A 17,586-nucleotide genomic window follows, 5' to 3' on the forward strand; every position below is an offset into this window, starting at 1 on the left:
AAAAAAGAGAGTTAGTAGCAGTCTTGCTGATAGCAAGCTACAACAGATTGAATTATAGGATGAAATAAAATTTGCTTTTTTATGCTAAACTCCGCAAAAGTTATACCTCTACCCATTGTTATTGATAACATCCTCTCATCCTTGCTGAAAGTTAATGCTGTCAGCGTTGGGCGGAAACTAGGAGCAATAGCCGATAGCTATAGTACATCTGCTTTTTTGCCATCTTCTGTGAAGCATGACACTCGCTATATAGAAACATTAATAAAATATCAAGAAGCTAGTAACAATCATCTAGAAGAACTTCTACCACAACTACAAGGTGAGTTTAGCAAACAACTTTTAGAGCTATTGCGCGAATGGCAAGCTAATCAAATTCAGCAGAAATTGAAAAATATGCGCGCCATGTTTGAAAATAAAAAGCTGGCAACCATTTTTAATAAAGAAGAAAGTTACAGTATTTTAGCTGAAGCACAGAAAAAATACCGTTTATTGGTATTGTTTGCTCCACCAAATATTAGCCCCAATTGCCCATCTTCTTTGCAACATGACTTACAAATAGAATTACCGGAGAAATTAAAAAGTTTTCTAAATAAAGACTATCCTTTCAATAGAGGCTTATGTCCGGTCGAATTTTATGGAAACTATTTTGTCCGTTCGATTGAGGATACAGATGTGCGCCAACTACAAAAAATTTTGGCTCCTGTGCCAACAGTAGTGTTGCACAGTAAAATAACTGATTATGAAGTTTATTTTAATGTTAGTTTTTGGCACCCGCAAAATAATAACATTGCTAAAATTTCCATGCCAGCTTGGAACTGGGAAGAAGTCAAAGAATCTTTACAAGCTGCGGATAATGATGAGATTCGAGCTATTCGCACTATTCGGCAAATTATTGTCACAATTCACCAAATTTTAGCAGCATTTATTGCTGATTGGTATTACTTACATCTCAACCATACCTATGAACCAAAGTTATTTCATTTAGAATCAGAGTTTGCATTAGGTAGGTGGTCATCAGATTTACTCCAACCATATATTGATACACTAAAAGAGATTTATTTGCATCAAAAGGAAGCATATAAACAGGGTTCTAAAAACTTAACTCAGGAGAAGGATGAGAAAAAAGGTGACCTAAGAGACGGATTAGAAACGTCTAAAATTAAGCCTGAGCAGTGGAAGGTAAACGTAAAAGAAACTCACAACCTAGAAACTAAATCAGATATATATTACTCTAAACTGCGTTATCTATTATCAGAAGGCAAGTGGAAAGAAGCGGATGAAGAAACCACTAAAATTATCCTCAAAATTGCAGGTCAAAAAACAAAGAACTTGCCTTCTGAACAAGCAAGAATAAACGATCTATTTTTATCTAGCGAATCGATCAGTGGTTTTTCTTGTGAAGATATTCGGATTATTGATAAACTCTGGTTAAAGTACAGCAATGCCCATTTTGGCTTGAGTATACAAACATGTATTTGGCAAGCAGTAAGCCATAAAAATGAAGATATAAACAGGATGTGCAGAGATTTTGCTGAACGTGTCGGCTGGCTTGTAAATGGTAATTGGAGTCATCATGATCAAATAACTTATGTGCTTGATGCTCCCATTGGACATCTCCCCTTTGCTTTTACGCAATGCTTTTTGAAGACAAACGAGAATAATTGGGGTTATTGGTACGATTTTTACTATCGCCTCCAAAATTGTGAATTATAACATACTAAGTATTATAAGTAAATTCTGAATAGTATTACTGACCAAATTATAGAGATTTAGTGGTGTAAGTGAAACTTTTACTTCTATACTCTTCCTGATGCAATTTGCGAGTAAATTGCTTTCATTTTTAGGTTAGTAAATTGCAATATTGCTTTTACAAGCTCTTGCTGTTCTGGTTGTAAATCAAGTTTTTCTAAAGCTTGATTAAGGTTATTACCGATATGCAGGTTTTGAGCAAGTTTGGCACGTTGCGATGAATCTAAGACAGCCTGAATCTCTTTATTTCTTCTTTGACGTACAGCCTGGAGTTTTTGGCGTTGCAGAGGAGTTAGATCAATTTCTGAGAATGAGTTTGATGCTTGGCTAATAATTATGCTAGAAGTAGCATCGGTTGGATATGGTGCTGCTAAAGCAATTCCAGGTATGAACAAGACCAAAGCAAGAATATTAGCTAACACAGACAGCCACTTTAGAAATTTAATTGCCATATTAAGTTTCTCCATCAAATTCAAGTTTTTGCAAGAGTGGTTTTAAGCTTGTAAAAATAGTTTTGCATTAAATATAGACGTCGTATGAGACTACTAAGGCGACACTGCTAAAAATAGAGGATAAATTTTTTAGGTTAGATTGAAGAAAATATAAAACTCAAAAACTCTGCCAATGCTGGGTTATGCAGAGCAAAATTCAACATTGGCAAAATTTATACCCATGTACGCTTATAGAGTAGCTAAGTCACTATTAACATATCTACTCTAAATTGGTACATTAGATAAAAATTTTAAAGCTGGGAACATACTGCGGGTGGCTGCAATTAATAATTGGGGTATATCAGAGTATATGCACTGCCACCAAATTTAAATCAATACTTAGATTACTCAGAGTTTTTCATTCTGTTAATTTCTTGTTGTAATTCTTCAATTTGCCGACGCAAAGTTTCTACATTATCTTCAGGAGTTTGGGCTGCAACATTGACTGCTCCAGATGCAGGCGATCGCTGATAGTTTCCGCGGCGAATTTGCTGGTATTCTTCTGATACTGCCCACTCCCGTAGATAGCGCACACGTTCTACCGGGAAAGGATGACTAAGCATCATTCCTTGCCCGCCATTGTACATTAAGAATTTATACACTTGATTCAGCCCATCTGCGTCCAGTGCCTGATAACTGTCTGACTGAGTGATGAATTCTTGCAAACTACATTCGTTAGCATATTTGACGCTACCTCCAGAAACTTTCATCATCGAAGACATTACTGGATTCAAGTCATCCATAACTAACAGCGCAGCACGATCCGCCGATAACTCCGCTTTACGCCGCCATTCAAAAAAGGCATAAATTAAAGCTTGAGTAACAAAATTGCCGATGCCAAAAGTTAATTCGCCCAAGGCAGAAGCAGCACTCATCGCCCACATCGCCATTTGAATTAAAATAGTATGACCACATTTAATATGCCCCAGTTCATGGGCTAGCACCGCCCGAATTTCGCCTTCGTCTAGTAAGTCTAGTATCCCTGTATTTATGACTATGTAAGGATTCTCTTGCCCCAAGGCATAGCTATTTGCTTGGGGATTTTGCAAGATAAACAGTGTAGGTTCTGGATAAATGTCCAAATCTCGTACACATTCCCGAAACATCTGGTAAATAGTGGAGTATTGACGCGGCCCGACTTGGATGGTGTTGCCCATTAAATAAACTAACTGAGGGCGTTCGTAAATAAATTCCACAAATTTACGGGCAATTAAATCAAATCCCGGTAAATTTCGTAAAGCTTGCTCGGCTTGGCGATCCAGTGGATGCCTAAAGGCTTCGCTGGAAATTCCTGTGTAAGTTGGCATAATTCAGGGAAATAGGTAAATGGTCAGTGGTTAGTCGTCAGTAGTCAGTAGAAAACAAGTGGTCACTGACAACTTACAAATAACAACTGACAGCTAACTAATGACAAGATAATAGAAATGGGGCTATTGGAAGTAAAAATCACTTTGTATGGGATTAAAAGCGTGTGATTGAAGCAGAAGTTCATTTGTCATTACATAACTTTTTGCGATCGCAGGCGGGTTTCCCTTCCTGGCCCCATCATTTGACGATGGCAAGGTTGGTAGCACGCGCCTTGCGCTTGGGACGTAGCGCCTTAATTCAAGTCGGGGCGGTTTGTGGCTATCAAGGTCGGTATCGCACTAGTTTTGTAGCATCAGCATTAATGTGGCATGGCCCTGTAATTATTGTTGCCCCAGAAGCGGTGCAGCAACGCCTGCTAAAAGTGGAAATTCCCCGATTACAGCAGTGGCTGCAAGCTACAAAACCAATTAGAACTGGTGACGATTGGCCTGATCCTGAGTTCCGAGGATTGCTACTTACCTCCCCAGAAGCTTGGTTAAGAGGGCAGTTGGCTGCTGTTAAACCTTTTCCCACAGGCATTCCCACAATTATTGATGGGGTAGATGATCTCGAAGATTGGGTACGTCATCAGCTCACCCAAAATATTCAACCCTATGACTGGGACGAACTCATGCTTGCTTTTCCCCAACAAGCTGAGATAATTCGTTCGGCACGGGTACAATTGACGCGCGAATTGTTCCAGCACCCAGCTAATCCTTATGAGTGCTATCTGATTTCCCAAAAAGAAGTAGAGATTTTGAACGATCTCTATTTAGCGTTAGATCAAGCTAAATTGCCGATTGCTTGGAAACACTTCTGGGACGAATTTCAAAATATTAATGAAAACTCTTCTTCCCTTCCGCTTTTGTGGGCGACTATTGCCCGTCGTCAAGGTTTATTTTCTTTACATTGTGCCCCAATTGAATTAGATAAAACACTTTCACCAATTTGGCAACGGCAACCCGTGGTGTTAATTGGCAGTGCCTTGGAACCAGAAACTGAGGCTCCTTTGTTCCGTCAACGTTTGGGGTTGGAGGATGTAACTTGTCTCAAGTTCTCATCTGATAGCCAAGCAGAAGCGATTCAACTGTATATACCCTATCAGTTACCTCTACCCAACACGCCAGAATTTCAAGCGGCGTTTATTCATAAAGTTCGTACACTCTTATGTCTCAGTACCACAGCACCAGGATTAACAGTTGTGTTAATCGGGGATGTGCCACTTAAATCTCAGGTAGGAGCAATTTTGGCCTCTGAATTCGGTTCACGAGTGCAGGTAGAAAAAACTTGTCTGGATGAAAATAGTATTTTAGTCAGCGGCTGGGAATTTTGGCGAGAACATCAAAGTGTTTTGCCCGCACCTCATCTGTTAATTATTGCTACTTTGCCCCTGCCATCGTTGGAAAGTCCCCTAGTGGCTGGTAGGGTAGCTCACTATAAGCGATCGCATCAAGATTGGTTTCGTTTATATCTTTTACCAACAGCTTTAAATGAATTGCAAAGAGCGATCGCTCCAGCCAGAGAAAGTCAAGGTATTGTTGCTTTATTGGATAGCCGTGTGGTTAACCGTAGCTATGGATCTCAAATTCTCGCTGCTCTTAGTCCTCTAGCACGCATTAATTATCTAGATCCCAGCCTGTTTTCCAGTGGCAATGAGGAAAATTCCGCTTAGAAACGTCTATTAATGCTTGGCTATTAACTATTTACGTTTTGTCAACCGCAGTGCAATCGCTTCTGGGTAAACGCTATTATCAGCTTATTCAGGCATTTGATGCTTCATAAGCTGTCATCTATTTCATTTGCACCAAAAACAAGATTGATTTCCAACCTTGTGTATTTGAAATGAATGCCAATCTAAACATAAAACCTAAACGAATTTTGAATTGTTAATTATGGGCGAAGCAAAGCGTCGTAAAACCACACTCGGAGATAAATACGGTCAAGATACTCGCATACTGCCGTGGTTACCCATCACCAAAACCCAAGCTGAACTTTTTGTCAGTTGGACTACTCGCGGGGCGTGGATAGGTATTGGTCTTATGGTTGCTGGCTGGGTAACTATTCGTTTTATCGGCCCAGCTTTCGGGTGGTGGCAAGTAGTCTCATAAAACCTTTCTATGCGGCAATAATACTGCCACCATAACTGCTGGGGTTTGGTTGTATAAGTAATTGCCGCTTGTAAACAATATTCTTGAGTTTTAAGTACCCTGTGGTTAATTGACCGTAAAATTCCAACACACTAAAGAATTCAAGCTAGCAGTAGCATAGTTATATGTGCTGATTTATTTGTATATTTAATTACAATAAATACATTTATTCATTAAGAATTACTTGGGTTGTAAAGATGGAGTTGATTTGGTAAAAATTCACCATCTCATCAGCTTTGATTTTGTCTTTGTAGTTCACTCTATTGGCTTATTGTTTATAACTTTTGCCAGAGTAGGAGAAATCTCGTTTTAAATACTGTTAGTTAACAGAACTTCCTGGAAACAGGCTCTTATGACTGTGGATGATAAATATATCTGGTGTTTTATGTCATGCTGAGTACCGAGCCAAGTTCAGGAACTCTTCCATACTCAATATCTACATCACGAAATAATTGCGCGTTTAACCCTGACTGTGTTCTACCGAGAATCGGCTTTTTTGTATTTTAGGCAACTTTTCACCATGATTACCATAGGATTTTTAGTAACTTATGCAACATTTTCACAATGCTCTCAACAGATGTGAGAATATTGCCGAAATGGCAACATGAGTTTACTGAATTTAGTTATTCTCAGCGCTAAATCTATCGATTTTGGGTTTTACATTTAACCTTTTGGTTGCGATACACACTTTGTATAATATCTAACTTTAAAAATATGTATACGTCTGGAATCACAAATTCATAAGTTGCACAGTTATCTGCCAATTTCAGATTTGGTAAAATTTGCCTTGGGGCACCAAATACTTAGGCAAAGCCAAGTGTATGTCAAAGAACAAACACGTTTACCAACTGTTCCGGGTAATTCGGCAATTGTAAGGAGCATTAAAGCCTTTACCAGAGGAACTTTTGGTTGCACTAGCCGATAAAAATGTAATATGTAGCTTTTCGGTAGTTGACTAGTACCAAATTTAAGTTACTCTTAAAGCGGATCGCTTTTCATAAGCATCTCAACTGGCGGAAGCGCATAAAGACAATCTTAAATTTAGCAATTCTGTCTGATATTTTGAATTTACAAACTGAATAGTTTGATACGGCACGCCAAACCGTTATCTACTACCCTAAGCAAGGTAGTCAATAAACTACCTATTAAGTGTCTGGTTATTGTAATGGATAGTTTACAATACCAGTGGATGAGAAAATCTAAAGAAAATATAAAAGTAACTCAAATGACTGTGGTGTCTGGAGGACAAAAGTGTTTCTAAGACTAGCGCATCAACATCGGCAATTCGTCCAAGACTTGGTAATGAACTTGCAGGCCTTGGCAATTGTACTAGAACGGCGTGGGTATCCTGCGTCATGTTATACCTGTGGCGACCAGATGAATAGTGCTTCATTTATGGTCAGCTTGGGAAACAACCACCTGATTCGGTTTTTAGTATCCGATTACGGAATTACTTGGACTGAAATGCGGGACGATCGCGAATTAATGAAGTTAGAAGGTGCGGAGGCGATTAGCCAATTACAGGAACTTGCTAATCTTGTCAAACAACCCGCGCCAGCTTGTACAACTAACAAAGCCCTCGCCAAGAAGTTTTAAGGATTCTTGCGTCTAATGAGGGGATTAGAAAAAGGTTCTAAGAAGATAACTGGTAATTGGGAATTGGTAATTGTGGGTTGGTTTTCCATCATCTATTACCTATTCACCATTACCGTTCAATAATTAGCCTATAACTGGCGTGTAATCTCCTTTTCAGCGAGCCACAGACCTATCAAAAGCATTCTGAAGCTTTTGTGTGCATGAGAATCTATGTTGGGTCTGCCAGGATGTGTCAATTTCGCCCTAATGCGAATTATCGATTGACCTGAGGAAATAATTTAGAAATTTGGCATTTCCCTTAGGTTTAGGTTATTTGTAGCAAATTGCTGCGTCTCTAGCTGTAAGACATTACAACCCATTGCCAATCAAAATGAAAGGGGCCCAATAGTAAGGATGACTGAGGCGATTGCCAGTTGCTACAGGAACATTATTACTTTTCACCTGCGAGTTTCCCCTAATCAATGCAATTTGCGCTTGTCGTAGGGCTTCGGTTTTTGTGGATTGACCTGGAGTAAGCTGAGAATAAAAAGCATTCATTAATGCTTCAGTACCGCCATCATCTACAGACCATAAGGAAGCAATAGCTGCTTTAGCGCCGGTTTTTTGCATTTGGTAGCCAAACCCCAAAATCTCTTCACCGTTACCTAAGTTACCTCCCAAACCGGTTTCACAAGCACTTAAGACTACCAAATCCACATTCGGTAAAGACCAAGTAGCTACCTCTTTGAGATTAATGCGATCGCCATTCCCAAACAAGATAAACGATTGTTCTGGTTCACCGACCACAAAGGCCGCATGAGTTGCTAAATGGACAATTGTATAATCATCCATTTGCGGTATCGTAGCCTGAGGGCTAAAGTCATCGTTGAAAAGTTGCTTAGTTTGCGGAACGGTAGCTGCTAAGTTTTCTACTTCCTTCCCTGCAAATGGTAAACCGGAAAAAGCCAACCGCTGATTACCTACATTGACTTCATAACTACCCGTGGTAAAAGCACCAGCTAAAACCCGTAGCTTCGATTCTGGTGGGGTGTTAAAGTCAGTTAGGCTAGCGGCAGTTATGTGATTGACACTGAAGCGCTCCACTAGCCATTGTTGTCCATCATATAAAGCAGCTAGCGGAATATAACGTAACTGCTCATCAGGTGCATAAATCAGAGTTTTTGCACCTGAGAGTTTCAGGTCTTGTTCTATTGGTTTGATCAGCCAGTTATATAGCTGACTGGCAGTTTGTTTGACATTACGACGAGGATGTTGTAAGTCTTGGCGGAAAGTGGCGATCGCTTGGTTAAGTTGTTCGCGTGTCACAGCAACTGTGCGATGAATTGGTACAGATTCGGGGCTTACAAGTACTAATTCCAAGCTATCTTTTAAAACCAATGGATAGAGGAGTACAGCTTTTTCGGATAATCGCGCCAAATTATCTCGGACTTCGTTGATACTCTCCAAATCCAAATTTTGCCGCCTAGCTGTGCGACTAATTTGCTCCAACTGCTCTTTGACTTGAGGACTAGTAATAAAATTGTTAAATTCCTCTAAGAGAAGCTGCTGAGTTGTCACCAGTTGCTGAAGGCGTTGTTGCTGTTGTGGCGATCGCTGTTGGGGAGGTACTTTACGTAGTTTTGTTAACTCTTTCCCCATTTCTACAGCACTATCGAGGGTTCGCTCCAACTTTTGTTTAGTTGGTTTTTCTCCAGGCACTATATCAATACCTTTGGCAGTCCGTTGATTCCCAGGTACTCCCTGAAGATACTCCTGTAGTTCTTCAACTTTCAACAGATCCATAGTCCGTTGCGCTTCAGCCACCCGTCCCTGTTTCAAGAGTCGTTCACCCAAAATCCGATATGTTTGGGCAACAGTAATACTATAAGCATCTGGTTGGGGTAGAGAAAGCACTGATGGATTTAGCCTTGCTTTCTCACGATTAATTAGACAATGCTTATAGAAAAAAACTGCTAACTCTGGTTGGTTTTGGATATCAAATAAAAAACCTATATTACTGTAGGTTTTGCCCAGTTGAACCTGATCACCAAGTTCTCTGTTAATCAATAAAGCTTGCTGATAAGATTGGAGTGCTTGGGGATACTTACTTTGTTTTTGATATATTCGCCCAATGTTATTTAAGGTTATAGCTTCCCAAGAACGCTCTCCTTGGTCTGTGCTGATGGCTAAAGCTTTTTCTAATCTCTGCAATGCTTCTGCTAACTGGCTTTGCTGAGATAGTTTAACAGCCTCTTGGTTTAGTAGTCCGATCTCAGATTCGGTTTGATTGTTGGGTAAAGCTTGAGCTTTGTCTATGTCGTTTTGCTGTAAACTTGCATTGGCATTTACTTGCTTATTATCTGGTATCGTACACCCAGAAACCAAAAAAACAAGCGTAGTAACAGCAACACTGAAATATTGAAGGTAATACCGCATAACAAAACACCCCCTATTTTTGGGAGCGTAGATGCTGGATTAGTAAATTTTACAATGTAAGTAATTTTTATGCTATTCCAGATGTGGAAAATTCATAGCTACTCACAAACGTGAAGATGACTAAAGAAAAACCCAGCCAACCACAACTACCACCAACCAGTGCCATTGAAAGTTCGTCAAATCGTGCATTTGACAGTTGGTTTGCATATCCTCTGAGAGTTCAACCGCACCATACTGATTATGCAGGGGTTGTTTGGCATGGTTCGTACATAGCTTGGATGGAAGAAGCACGGATAGAATGCTTGCGATCAATTGGCATCAACTATGCTGATTTAGTAGCTTTAGGCTGTGATTTACCAGTAGTTGAACTTTCAGTACGTTACCACCGTTCCATCCATTTAGGTACGACAGTGGTAGTTAAAACGCGTATGGCTGATGTGACAGGCGTTCGTATCAATTGGGATTATGCCATTGTCTCAACTGATGGGCAAGAATTATATGTAACTGCCAAAGTGACTTTAGTAGCTTTAGACAGAGATAGAGGTAAAATTATGCGTCATTTGCCTCCAAGTGTTAAGGATGCATTAGCAAAGATTTCCGCATTACACAATAATTGATTAAAAATTATCAAATCTTTAGACGTCCTGCGGGCGTCTAAGAGGTTGTTTGAAAAGTGGTTGGCTGTGATTTTAAGCACTTATTGATCCCCCCTAGCCCCCCTTAAAAAGCAGGGCTGTTTCATTCCCTAAAGGGGCTGAATTTACAAGCGTATCAACCAAAAAAATCAGGTAGTTCAAAAATTTTATTTGCTCATGAACATGGCGATGCCTTCGGCAAAGCTTCGCTAACGCACTTAAGTTTACTCGTTCATATTAGTAATTTTTCGATTGCCTACTTCCTAAAATTTCTGGCTGATACTCTTGACAAAATCATTATCTGAGCGAATGAAACAGCCCTGCCTTAAAAAGGGGGGAAAATTTCTTAAAGTCACCCTTAAAAAGGGGGATTTAGGGGGATCTAAAACGTTTTGCTACCAACAAGAGGACTTTTAAAACATCCTCTAACCGCAAGCTAGGATGAAAATTTTGTTGCTGCACATTTTCTACCCTAGCTGATGCATTTTGAAATTATTACTTAATGCCACGTATCTGTGACAGGGTTTGCGGCAAATTCATTATCTGATGCCAAACATCCTGGGGAGTAATGCCAAAACCCATCTGTAATAGGATAAGAATTGCAGCCAAAGTCAGTGCTGTTCTTACTGTCGTCTTCAGGATTTTCCACACTAATACGAATACGATCCAAGCGACAATTAGGGTAGGAATCATAAATATAAATTGCTTGAAAATCGCCCTTGTCTAAGAGAGTATTTCAAAAAGGATAAATTTTCATTGTGCTGACAATTACGGCTGCGAAAGCTAAAGGTTAGCTTTTTGCGCGAAGAACTCATGACATTATACCCAAAAGTATCAGAATAATTCGGCTGTCAGCAAGTTCTTTGCCAATACTTGTAGAAAATATTTTTATTTCATCGTAACTATATATAAAATTTATGAATAAATCAGGAATGACAGTGTTGAGGGTGGCATTGCAATTAGTAATTATTAATTCGTAATTCGTAAAGACGGGTTAGAGAAAGCGGCTTAATGGCGGTCGCTCAGTTTCAAGCTGGGTAACAGTCTCGCTCTGAAACTTAATTAAGAATTATCAATTACGAATTACGAATTTTTCATGTCTTCCTATGAGTTAACTTTTTATCGCAAAGAAATTATCCGCGGTTGAGTTGCTAAGTTTTCAATTGCTGTTAAAACTTCTCGTCTTGCCCATTGATCTGCTGCCAAAATGTCATCTAAAGAGGGATTTGTACAGTTATGATTTTGATGGCGATCGCAAACCCATTCGATACACCGAGGAATATCTAAAAATCGAATTTTTTCTTCTAAAAATAAAGCCACAGCTTGTTCATTTGCTGCATTCAACACAGCTGGCATTGAACCACCAGCTTTACCAGCCGCATAAGCCAGTCGCATACAAGGATACTTTTGGTGATCTGGTTCACGGAAGGTTAAGCTCCCAGCTTTCACCAAATCCAGTCTTTCCCAATCAGTGTAGATGCGATCCGGCCAAGATAAAGCATACAGTAAGGGCAAGCGCATATCAGGCCAACCAAGTTGGGCTAAAACTGAGGTATCTTGCAGTTCAATTAGCGAGTGAATAATGCTTTGGGGATGGATAACAATCTCGATTTGCTCATAATCCAAGCCAAATAAGAAATGAGCTTCAATTACTTCCAATCCCTTATTCATCAAAGTAGCAGAATCTACTGTGATTTTACGCCCCATCGACCAGTTAGGATGCTTGAGGGCATCGGCGACTGTAACTTCTGCTAACTTTTCTACATCCCAATCGCGGAAAGCTCCTCCAGATGCAGTGAGTAATATCTTTCGCAAGCCACCTTTTGGTACACCTTGAAGGCACTGAAAGATTGCAGAATGTTCAGAATCAGCTGGCAATAGTTTTACTTGATGTTTCTCCAGTAGGGGTAAAACTACAGGGCCGCCAGCGATAAGAGTTTCTTTGTTTGCTAAGGCAATGTCTTTACCAGCTTCAATAGCGGCAATTGTCGGCAGTAACCCAGCACAACCAACAATACCGGTGACGACTGTTTCGGCATCGCCGTAGCGAGCAACTTCTATCACTCCGGCTTCGCCACCTAGTAAAATTGGTTGGGGATCAAGGTCTTTGATTGCTTCTTGGAGCGTGGGTAATTTTTCTTCTAAACAAATCGCTGCTATTTGCGGCCGAAACTGCCGAATCTGAGCAGCCAACATTTCGACATTGCTCCCAGCTGCTAATCCCACAATCCGAAACTGATCTGGGTACTGCATGACAATATCTAAAGTCTGAGTACCGATAGAGCCAGTGGAACCAACAAGAGTAATCGCTTTCACAATTTCTTCAGGATTTATAACAACTCTCACTATAAATTGCTGAGGACTCCTTCACCACAGCAATTACTAGAATCAATACAACTGCAAGTAGAAAGATGATCGTTAATGAAAAATTCATGCTGGTAAAATATACTCTTCAAGTTTTGGAATGTACATCTGACTAATGAATTGTGTATATAAATACAATATGTGTATCTAAAATTTCTTAGGATTTCCGCAATATTAACTGAATATTTTCTCATGAATATTAACTGCTAATGAATTTATCAGTAATATTTTTGTTCAGTTGGTTACTTAAAGTGGTGTAAGAGTGTGAGGTGTTGAATGTTACTCAAGAACCGAATTGATCCAGCCATAAGACAAAAGATGCATTAAGGAGTCGGTAGAAAATTTAAGCTTATGGCTAAAGTTCAAATAGCAATAACAAAAGTTTTATGGACAAATGAGTTCCTATTTCCCGCAGTAATATGGCTTTGCAGTCGAATATTTATCTGGACTGTCATGTTGCTGGTTGCACCACATTTGCCAGTACCACCGGAAGGAATTGCACCCAGATTTGGGTGGGGAGTTTTTAATGGATGGGATAGTGTACATTATCGGGCGATCGCTACTTCTGGTTATGAATTTGTCAATGATGGCAACCAACATAATCTGGCCTTCTTTCCCCTGTTTCCCCTATTCATTCGGGTTTTGATGAAGCTGGGCTTGCCATTTGAATTGGCAGGTACGCTAATTAACAACATAGCGTTTTGCGCTGCTTTGTACTGTATTTACTTTTGGATCAAAGAACATTCTGGTAATAGCACTGCACAGTGGGCTACTGCTGTTGTTGCTTGGTGTCCATTCTCGATGTTTACTGGAGTGATCTATACAGAGGGGCTGTATTTGTTTTTGAGTACGGCGGCTTTGCGTGCCTTTGACCAAAAGCAATATGCCTGGACTGCCCTTTGGGGAGCAATGGCAACCGCAACACGCCCAACGGGTATGGCACTAATTCCAGCGTTAGCGATCGCGGCCTGGAAACAACGTAGACCAGTCGCCGCCTATGTAGCATCTTTCGCTACTGCTGTAGGCATACTTCTATTCAGCCTCTATTGTGCAATTCATTTCGGTCATCCTTTAGCCTTTATCCAAGCACAACGGGGATGGCGACCTTCCTTCGGATTTGATTGGGAAGGTTGGTTGAATATGTTCATGCAAATTGTATTAGGCGCAACAAATTGGCAGTATGGTTGGGTACAAGGTTCCTATGGTGGAATTAAAGACCCTTGGCATCCCTTACTGTTTGGCATCATTGTTGGCATCGCTTATGTTTTATGGCGATTCCGCAAATCCTTAAGTTCTGTCAAGGTGGTCTATGGCTTTTACGCTGGCGTTGGATTTTTGTTAACCCTAGCGGACGAACAGTTAATTAATAACTTGCTGAATATAGTCACAGTCTTAGGGGGTGGCTATCTGTTGTGGCGCTTACGTAGAAAACTCACTCTAGTTGCAACAATTTATGGCTTTTGTGGTATTGGTTTGCTACTGGCCTCTGGAGGTACTATCTCTTTGAGTCGTCTTGCTTACGGCATTGTGCCCCTGAGTATAGCTTTAGGTGTGTTTCTATCTCGCTATACTCGCTGGGGATATTTTACTTTAGGCTTGTTTGTCATATTACTTGCCAAGTTATCTATTGGATTTGCCCAAGAACTTTGGGTAGGGTAGAGATTTATATGCCAATGTGTTTGAGTTTCACCCAAATGCGATCGCCCTTTAGGACACTGCACTTTGCGCGATCGCCTGTTGCAATAGCGCCTACTTCTCAGTCTCAGAGATAGCTGTAATTTTCTGGCGATGTTAACGAATTTGCACCGCTAACATCGCCAGATAACTTCCTAGCGACATCAGCACAATTTAAAATTTAGCGGAGTGCCGATTAGTTCTTTCAGCCTCTAACTTGATACTATATGAATTCTTTTTGGACAAAGCTTACTCAAAACCCTATTATTTTTAGTAATACTTTTACTACTTTATTCTTTTTAATTGGTTTGCCAGCTATCCTTAATCACGCTATGTGGCGTGATGAATTAAACGTTTGGCTGATTGTTAGAGATAGCCAATCGTTATCTGAATTATTTCATAACATTCATTATGAAGGACATCCCTTTGTTTGGTATATCTGTTTAGCTCTCTTAAAGCAAATCACAAGTAACCCTGTGATTATGCAAATTTTTCATTTGTGTTTAGCCACATCATCCGTTTATTTAGTTACTAGGTATTCACCATTTAATTACTTACAGAAAATTTTGTACTGCTTAGGATATATTCCCTTTTACGAATATTTACTAATCAGTAGAAATTATGCAATTGGATTATTACTCTGTTTTTTATTCTGTACTATCTATCCCAGCCGAAAGCAGAGTTATTTTAAACTTGCAATTGTTTTATTTTTCTTATCTAATTCAAACGCTTATTGTTTATTGTTAGCTATTGCATTTAGTATGACTCTAGCATGTGAGTACATTTTTCAAAAACCTTTAAATCAAACTATCGTAGCTAAAAAAGCTGATATTATTTCAAGTAGTTTAATCGCTTTGGGTGGAATTATACTCTCTCTCATCCAACTTATTCCTCCTCAAGATAGTAAATTAGCTGGAGGGTTGACAGGTTTTGTCTTAAACTTTGACTTTAATCACTTAGTTAAAACTCTTATCAGAGTTTGGAATAGTTATATTATTATTTTAGTCCCAGGCGAATCTCAACAATTAAGTCTCATCATATTCTCAATTATTTCATTAGCATTTATTGCTTTTTTCGCAATATTATTTATCAGAAAACCAATTATTTTATTTCTTTACATATTTGGGAATATTGCAATTATTGCTTTTACCTACGTTAAGTTTTTAGGCGCACCTCGTCATTATGGGCATTTATACACTTTGTTGATTGTATGCCTATGGCTTGCTAGCTATTACCCTAAATCGTCTTTATTATTAAAAATTGTTCCACAGAGTTTTGCCAATTATATTGTATGGGCAATAAAAAGGACAAAACCTTATCATCCTCCTATCATCATGTTAATTTTATATGCACAAATGATTGGTGGATTATTCACTTTTAGTCGAGATATGATTGTTCCTTTTTCAGCTAGTAGAGAAACAGCGTCTTATCTGAAGACTCAATATAAAGACAAATTAAACGACCTATTTATTATTGGTAGCCCAGATTATACAATGTCACCCATTTCTGGCTATATCAATCGCAAAATTTATTACCCAGAAATTCAAAAATTAGGCAGCTTTGTGTTATTCACAACCCAACGTAAAGAACTTGTACATTTAGAAATTTTAAACCAAATTAGCCAACTAGTTAAAACTAATCCAAAACCCATTATTTTAATTTTAAACAAACAATTAGAAGCTAATCATCCTGAATTAAAAATTGTTCCTGTCAAACAATTTAGAAAAGCCTTTAATTCTGATGAGCGATATCACTTGTATACGGTATCACAACAATCATAAGTTTATGATAGCGCCTTATATATCTTATGCTTTCACATTCAAGAAGTTGCAATGTTATCTGGCAATAAACCTGTTTAAAATCTTGAAATGAATAAAGGCAATAACTTTATTAAATCTAATTTGTTTTTCCCTTTAGCAATGTGGCTGTTTAGTAGACTTTTAATAGTCATTGCTATGTTATTAATTGCCCCATTACTGCCAACTCCATCAACTGGTGTTGCAGCTACCTTTAGTTGGGACGTTTTCTCTGCATGGGATAGTGTTTGGTATGAAAAAATTGTAACTGCTGGATACGATTTTTCTAGTGAAGTTAAAGAAATTCACACAGTTGCTTTTTTCCCTTTATTTCCGTTATTAAGCCGTCTATTTATGACCGTCGGCTTGCCATTTGAAGTAGCAAGCACATTAGTAAATAATTTGGCATTTTTAGCTGCCTTGATAATGCTTTATTGTTGGGTAAAGGAACTTTATGGTATCAATATAGCGCGGTGGGTAACAGCTACTTTAGCATGGTGCCCCTATTCCCTTTATGGAACCGTAATTTACACTGAAGGTTTGTTCTTATTGTGTACTACAGCTGCCTTAAAAGCCTTCGATAAAAAACAATATATCTGGACAGCCTTCTGGGGAGTATTATCTACAGCAACGCGAGTACCTGGAGTAGCACTTATACCAGCTTTTCTATTTGTATCTTGGAAAGAGAGTAGAGGCATAAAGTCCTACATTACTAGTTTAACCGTTGGCTTGGGCATATTCCTCTACAGTATGTATTGCCAAATTAAATTTGGTGACGCTTTGGCTTTCATTCATGCACAAAAAGCATGGCGTGGTGATGCAACAGGTTTTGCTTGGGGGGGTTGGTGGAAAATGCTGATGCAAATTACAGTGGGTTTCACAAATTGGAAGTATGGCTATATTAAAGATCCTTGGCATCCATTATTATTTATAATTATTATCACAAGTGGCGTTTTATTATGGCGATTTCGCTTGCATTTAGGTAAGATTCAATTCCGCAATGGATTATATGTTTTATGTTTATTGATGTGGTTATTAACGGGTGATGAATTATTTATAATTGTGCTAGTTTTTGGTGGCATTTATTTACTTTGGTTTTCACGGGCTAAAATACCCCTTGTTACCCTTATCTATGGATTTTCTTCCTTGGCATTAATTTTGAACACTGGGATTACAGCTTCCGCTGAACGCTACGCTTACGGTATTATATCGCTGTCAATTGCATTCGGGTTGTTACTTGCTCGTTATCCTCGTTGGGGATACCCAGTGATTTGCTTTTTTGCTATTCTGTTAGGGCATTTTTCTGTACGATTTGCCCGCGACCTCTGGGTCGCTTAAAGTACTAATTAAATGCACATAATATAATTCTTCA

General features: G+C 39.1%; 13 protein-coding genes. 8 read left to right on the forward strand and 5 right to left on the reverse strand.

What is annotated here, in order from left to right; translation table 11 throughout:
- Nucleotides 1-81: 81 nt before the first annotated feature.
- Nucleotides 82-1,713 carry a GUN4 domain-containing protein gene (locus AC5JL8_RS14310; protein ID WP_495880430.1) on the forward strand — a complete coding sequence of 544 codons (1,632 nt, stop codon included), beginning with the start codon at nt 82-84 and terminating at the stop codon, nt 1,711-1,713.
- A gap of 83 nt (nt 1,714-1,796) precedes the next feature.
- Here AC5JL8_RS14310 and AC5JL8_RS14315 read toward each other — a convergent pair whose 3' ends face one another.
- Both AC5JL8_RS14315 and AC5JL8_RS14320 read right to left on the reverse strand, forming a co-directional pair.
- Entirely contained in the window at nt 1,797-2,201 is a 405-nt protein-coding gene (locus AC5JL8_RS14315; RefSeq protein WP_495880431.1) for a hypothetical protein, read from the reverse strand.
- A gap of 383 nt (nt 2,202-2,584) precedes the next feature.
- Complete coding sequence (locus tag AC5JL8_RS14320; protein WP_495880432.1) at nt 2,585-3,547, reverse strand: M48 family metallopeptidase; 963 nt, start codon at nt 3,545-3,547, stop codon at nt 2,585-2,587.
- A gap of 164 nt (nt 3,548-3,711) precedes the next feature.
- Between AC5JL8_RS14320 and AC5JL8_RS14325 the strand changes: the two genes are divergently transcribed.
- The 3 genes from AC5JL8_RS14325 (at nt 3,712) to AC5JL8_RS14335 (ending at nt 7,330) form a co-directional block, all read left to right on the forward strand.
- Nucleotides 3,712-5,259: a helicase C-terminal domain-containing protein gene (locus tag AC5JL8_RS14325; protein WP_495880433.1), complete on the forward strand. Its 1,548-nt coding sequence runs from the start codon at nt 3,712-3,714 to the stop codon at nt 5,257-5,259.
- Nucleotides 5,260-5,479: 220 nt separating this feature from the next.
- On the forward strand, nt 5,480-5,695 hold the full coding sequence (locus AC5JL8_RS14330) for a DUF2839 domain-containing protein (protein ID WP_495880434.1): 216 nt from the start codon (nt 5,480-5,482) through the stop codon (nt 5,693-5,695).
- A 1,290-nt stretch (nt 5,696-6,985) separates the two neighbouring features.
- Nucleotides 6,986-7,330, forward strand: coding sequence for a DUF1815 family protein (locus AC5JL8_RS14335; RefSeq protein ID WP_495880435.1), 345 nt, complete (start codon nt 6,986-6,988; stop codon nt 7,328-7,330).
- Between the two features lie 348 nt (nt 7,331-7,678).
- Here the strand turns inward: AC5JL8_RS14335 and AC5JL8_RS14340 are convergent, their stop codons facing one another.
- Nucleotides 7,679-9,745, reverse strand: coding sequence for a CHAT domain-containing protein (locus tag AC5JL8_RS14340; RefSeq protein WP_495880436.1), 2,067 nt, complete (start codon nt 9,743-9,745; stop codon nt 7,679-7,681).
- 116 nt (nt 9,746-9,861) lie between these two features.
- Here AC5JL8_RS14340 and AC5JL8_RS14345 point away from each other — a divergent pair, with 116 nt between their 5' ends.
- Nucleotides 9,862-10,362 carry an acyl-CoA thioesterase gene (locus tag AC5JL8_RS14345; RefSeq protein ID WP_495880437.1) on the forward strand — a complete coding sequence of 167 codons (501 nt, stop codon included), beginning with the start codon at nt 9,862-9,864 and terminating at the stop codon, nt 10,360-10,362.
- A gap of 513 nt (nt 10,363-10,875) precedes the next feature.
- Here the strand turns inward: AC5JL8_RS14345 and AC5JL8_RS14350 are convergent.
- Nucleotides 10,876-11,073 (reverse strand): hypothetical protein, encoded by a 198-nt coding sequence (locus AC5JL8_RS14350; RefSeq protein ID WP_495880438.1) that lies wholly within the window; start codon nt 11,071-11,073, stop codon nt 10,876-10,878.
- Between the two features lie 426 nt (nt 11,074-11,499).
- Nucleotides 11,500-12,696 (reverse strand): 1-deoxy-D-xylulose-5-phosphate reductoisomerase, encoded by a 1,197-nt coding sequence (dxr, locus tag AC5JL8_RS14355; protein WP_495880504.1) that lies wholly within the window; start codon nt 12,694-12,696, stop codon nt 11,500-11,502.
- Between the two features lie 399 nt (nt 12,697-13,095).
- Between dxr and AC5JL8_RS14360 the strand changes: the two genes are divergently transcribed.
- From AC5JL8_RS14360 to AC5JL8_RS14370, 3 genes are all read left to right on the forward strand, one after another.
- The gene (locus AC5JL8_RS14360; RefSeq protein ID WP_495880439.1) at nt 13,096-14,403 is read left to right on the forward strand and encodes a mannosyltransferase family protein; all 1,308 of its coding nucleotides are present in this window, start codon (nt 13,096-13,098) and stop codon (nt 14,401-14,403) included.
- Nucleotides 14,404-14,645: 242 nt separating this feature from the next.
- Nucleotides 14,646-16,199 (forward strand): hypothetical protein, encoded by a 1,554-nt coding sequence (locus tag AC5JL8_RS14365; protein WP_495880440.1) that lies wholly within the window; start codon nt 14,646-14,648, stop codon nt 16,197-16,199.
- An 87-nt stretch (nt 16,200-16,286) separates the two neighbouring features.
- On the forward strand, nt 16,287-17,552 hold the full coding sequence (locus AC5JL8_RS14370; RefSeq protein ID WP_495880441.1) for a hypothetical protein: 1,266 nt from the start codon (nt 16,287-16,289) through the stop codon (nt 17,550-17,552).
- The last annotated feature ends 34 nt before the right edge of the window (nt 17,553-17,586 follow it).

It is taken from the genome of Mojavia sp. (assembly GCF_059505145.1).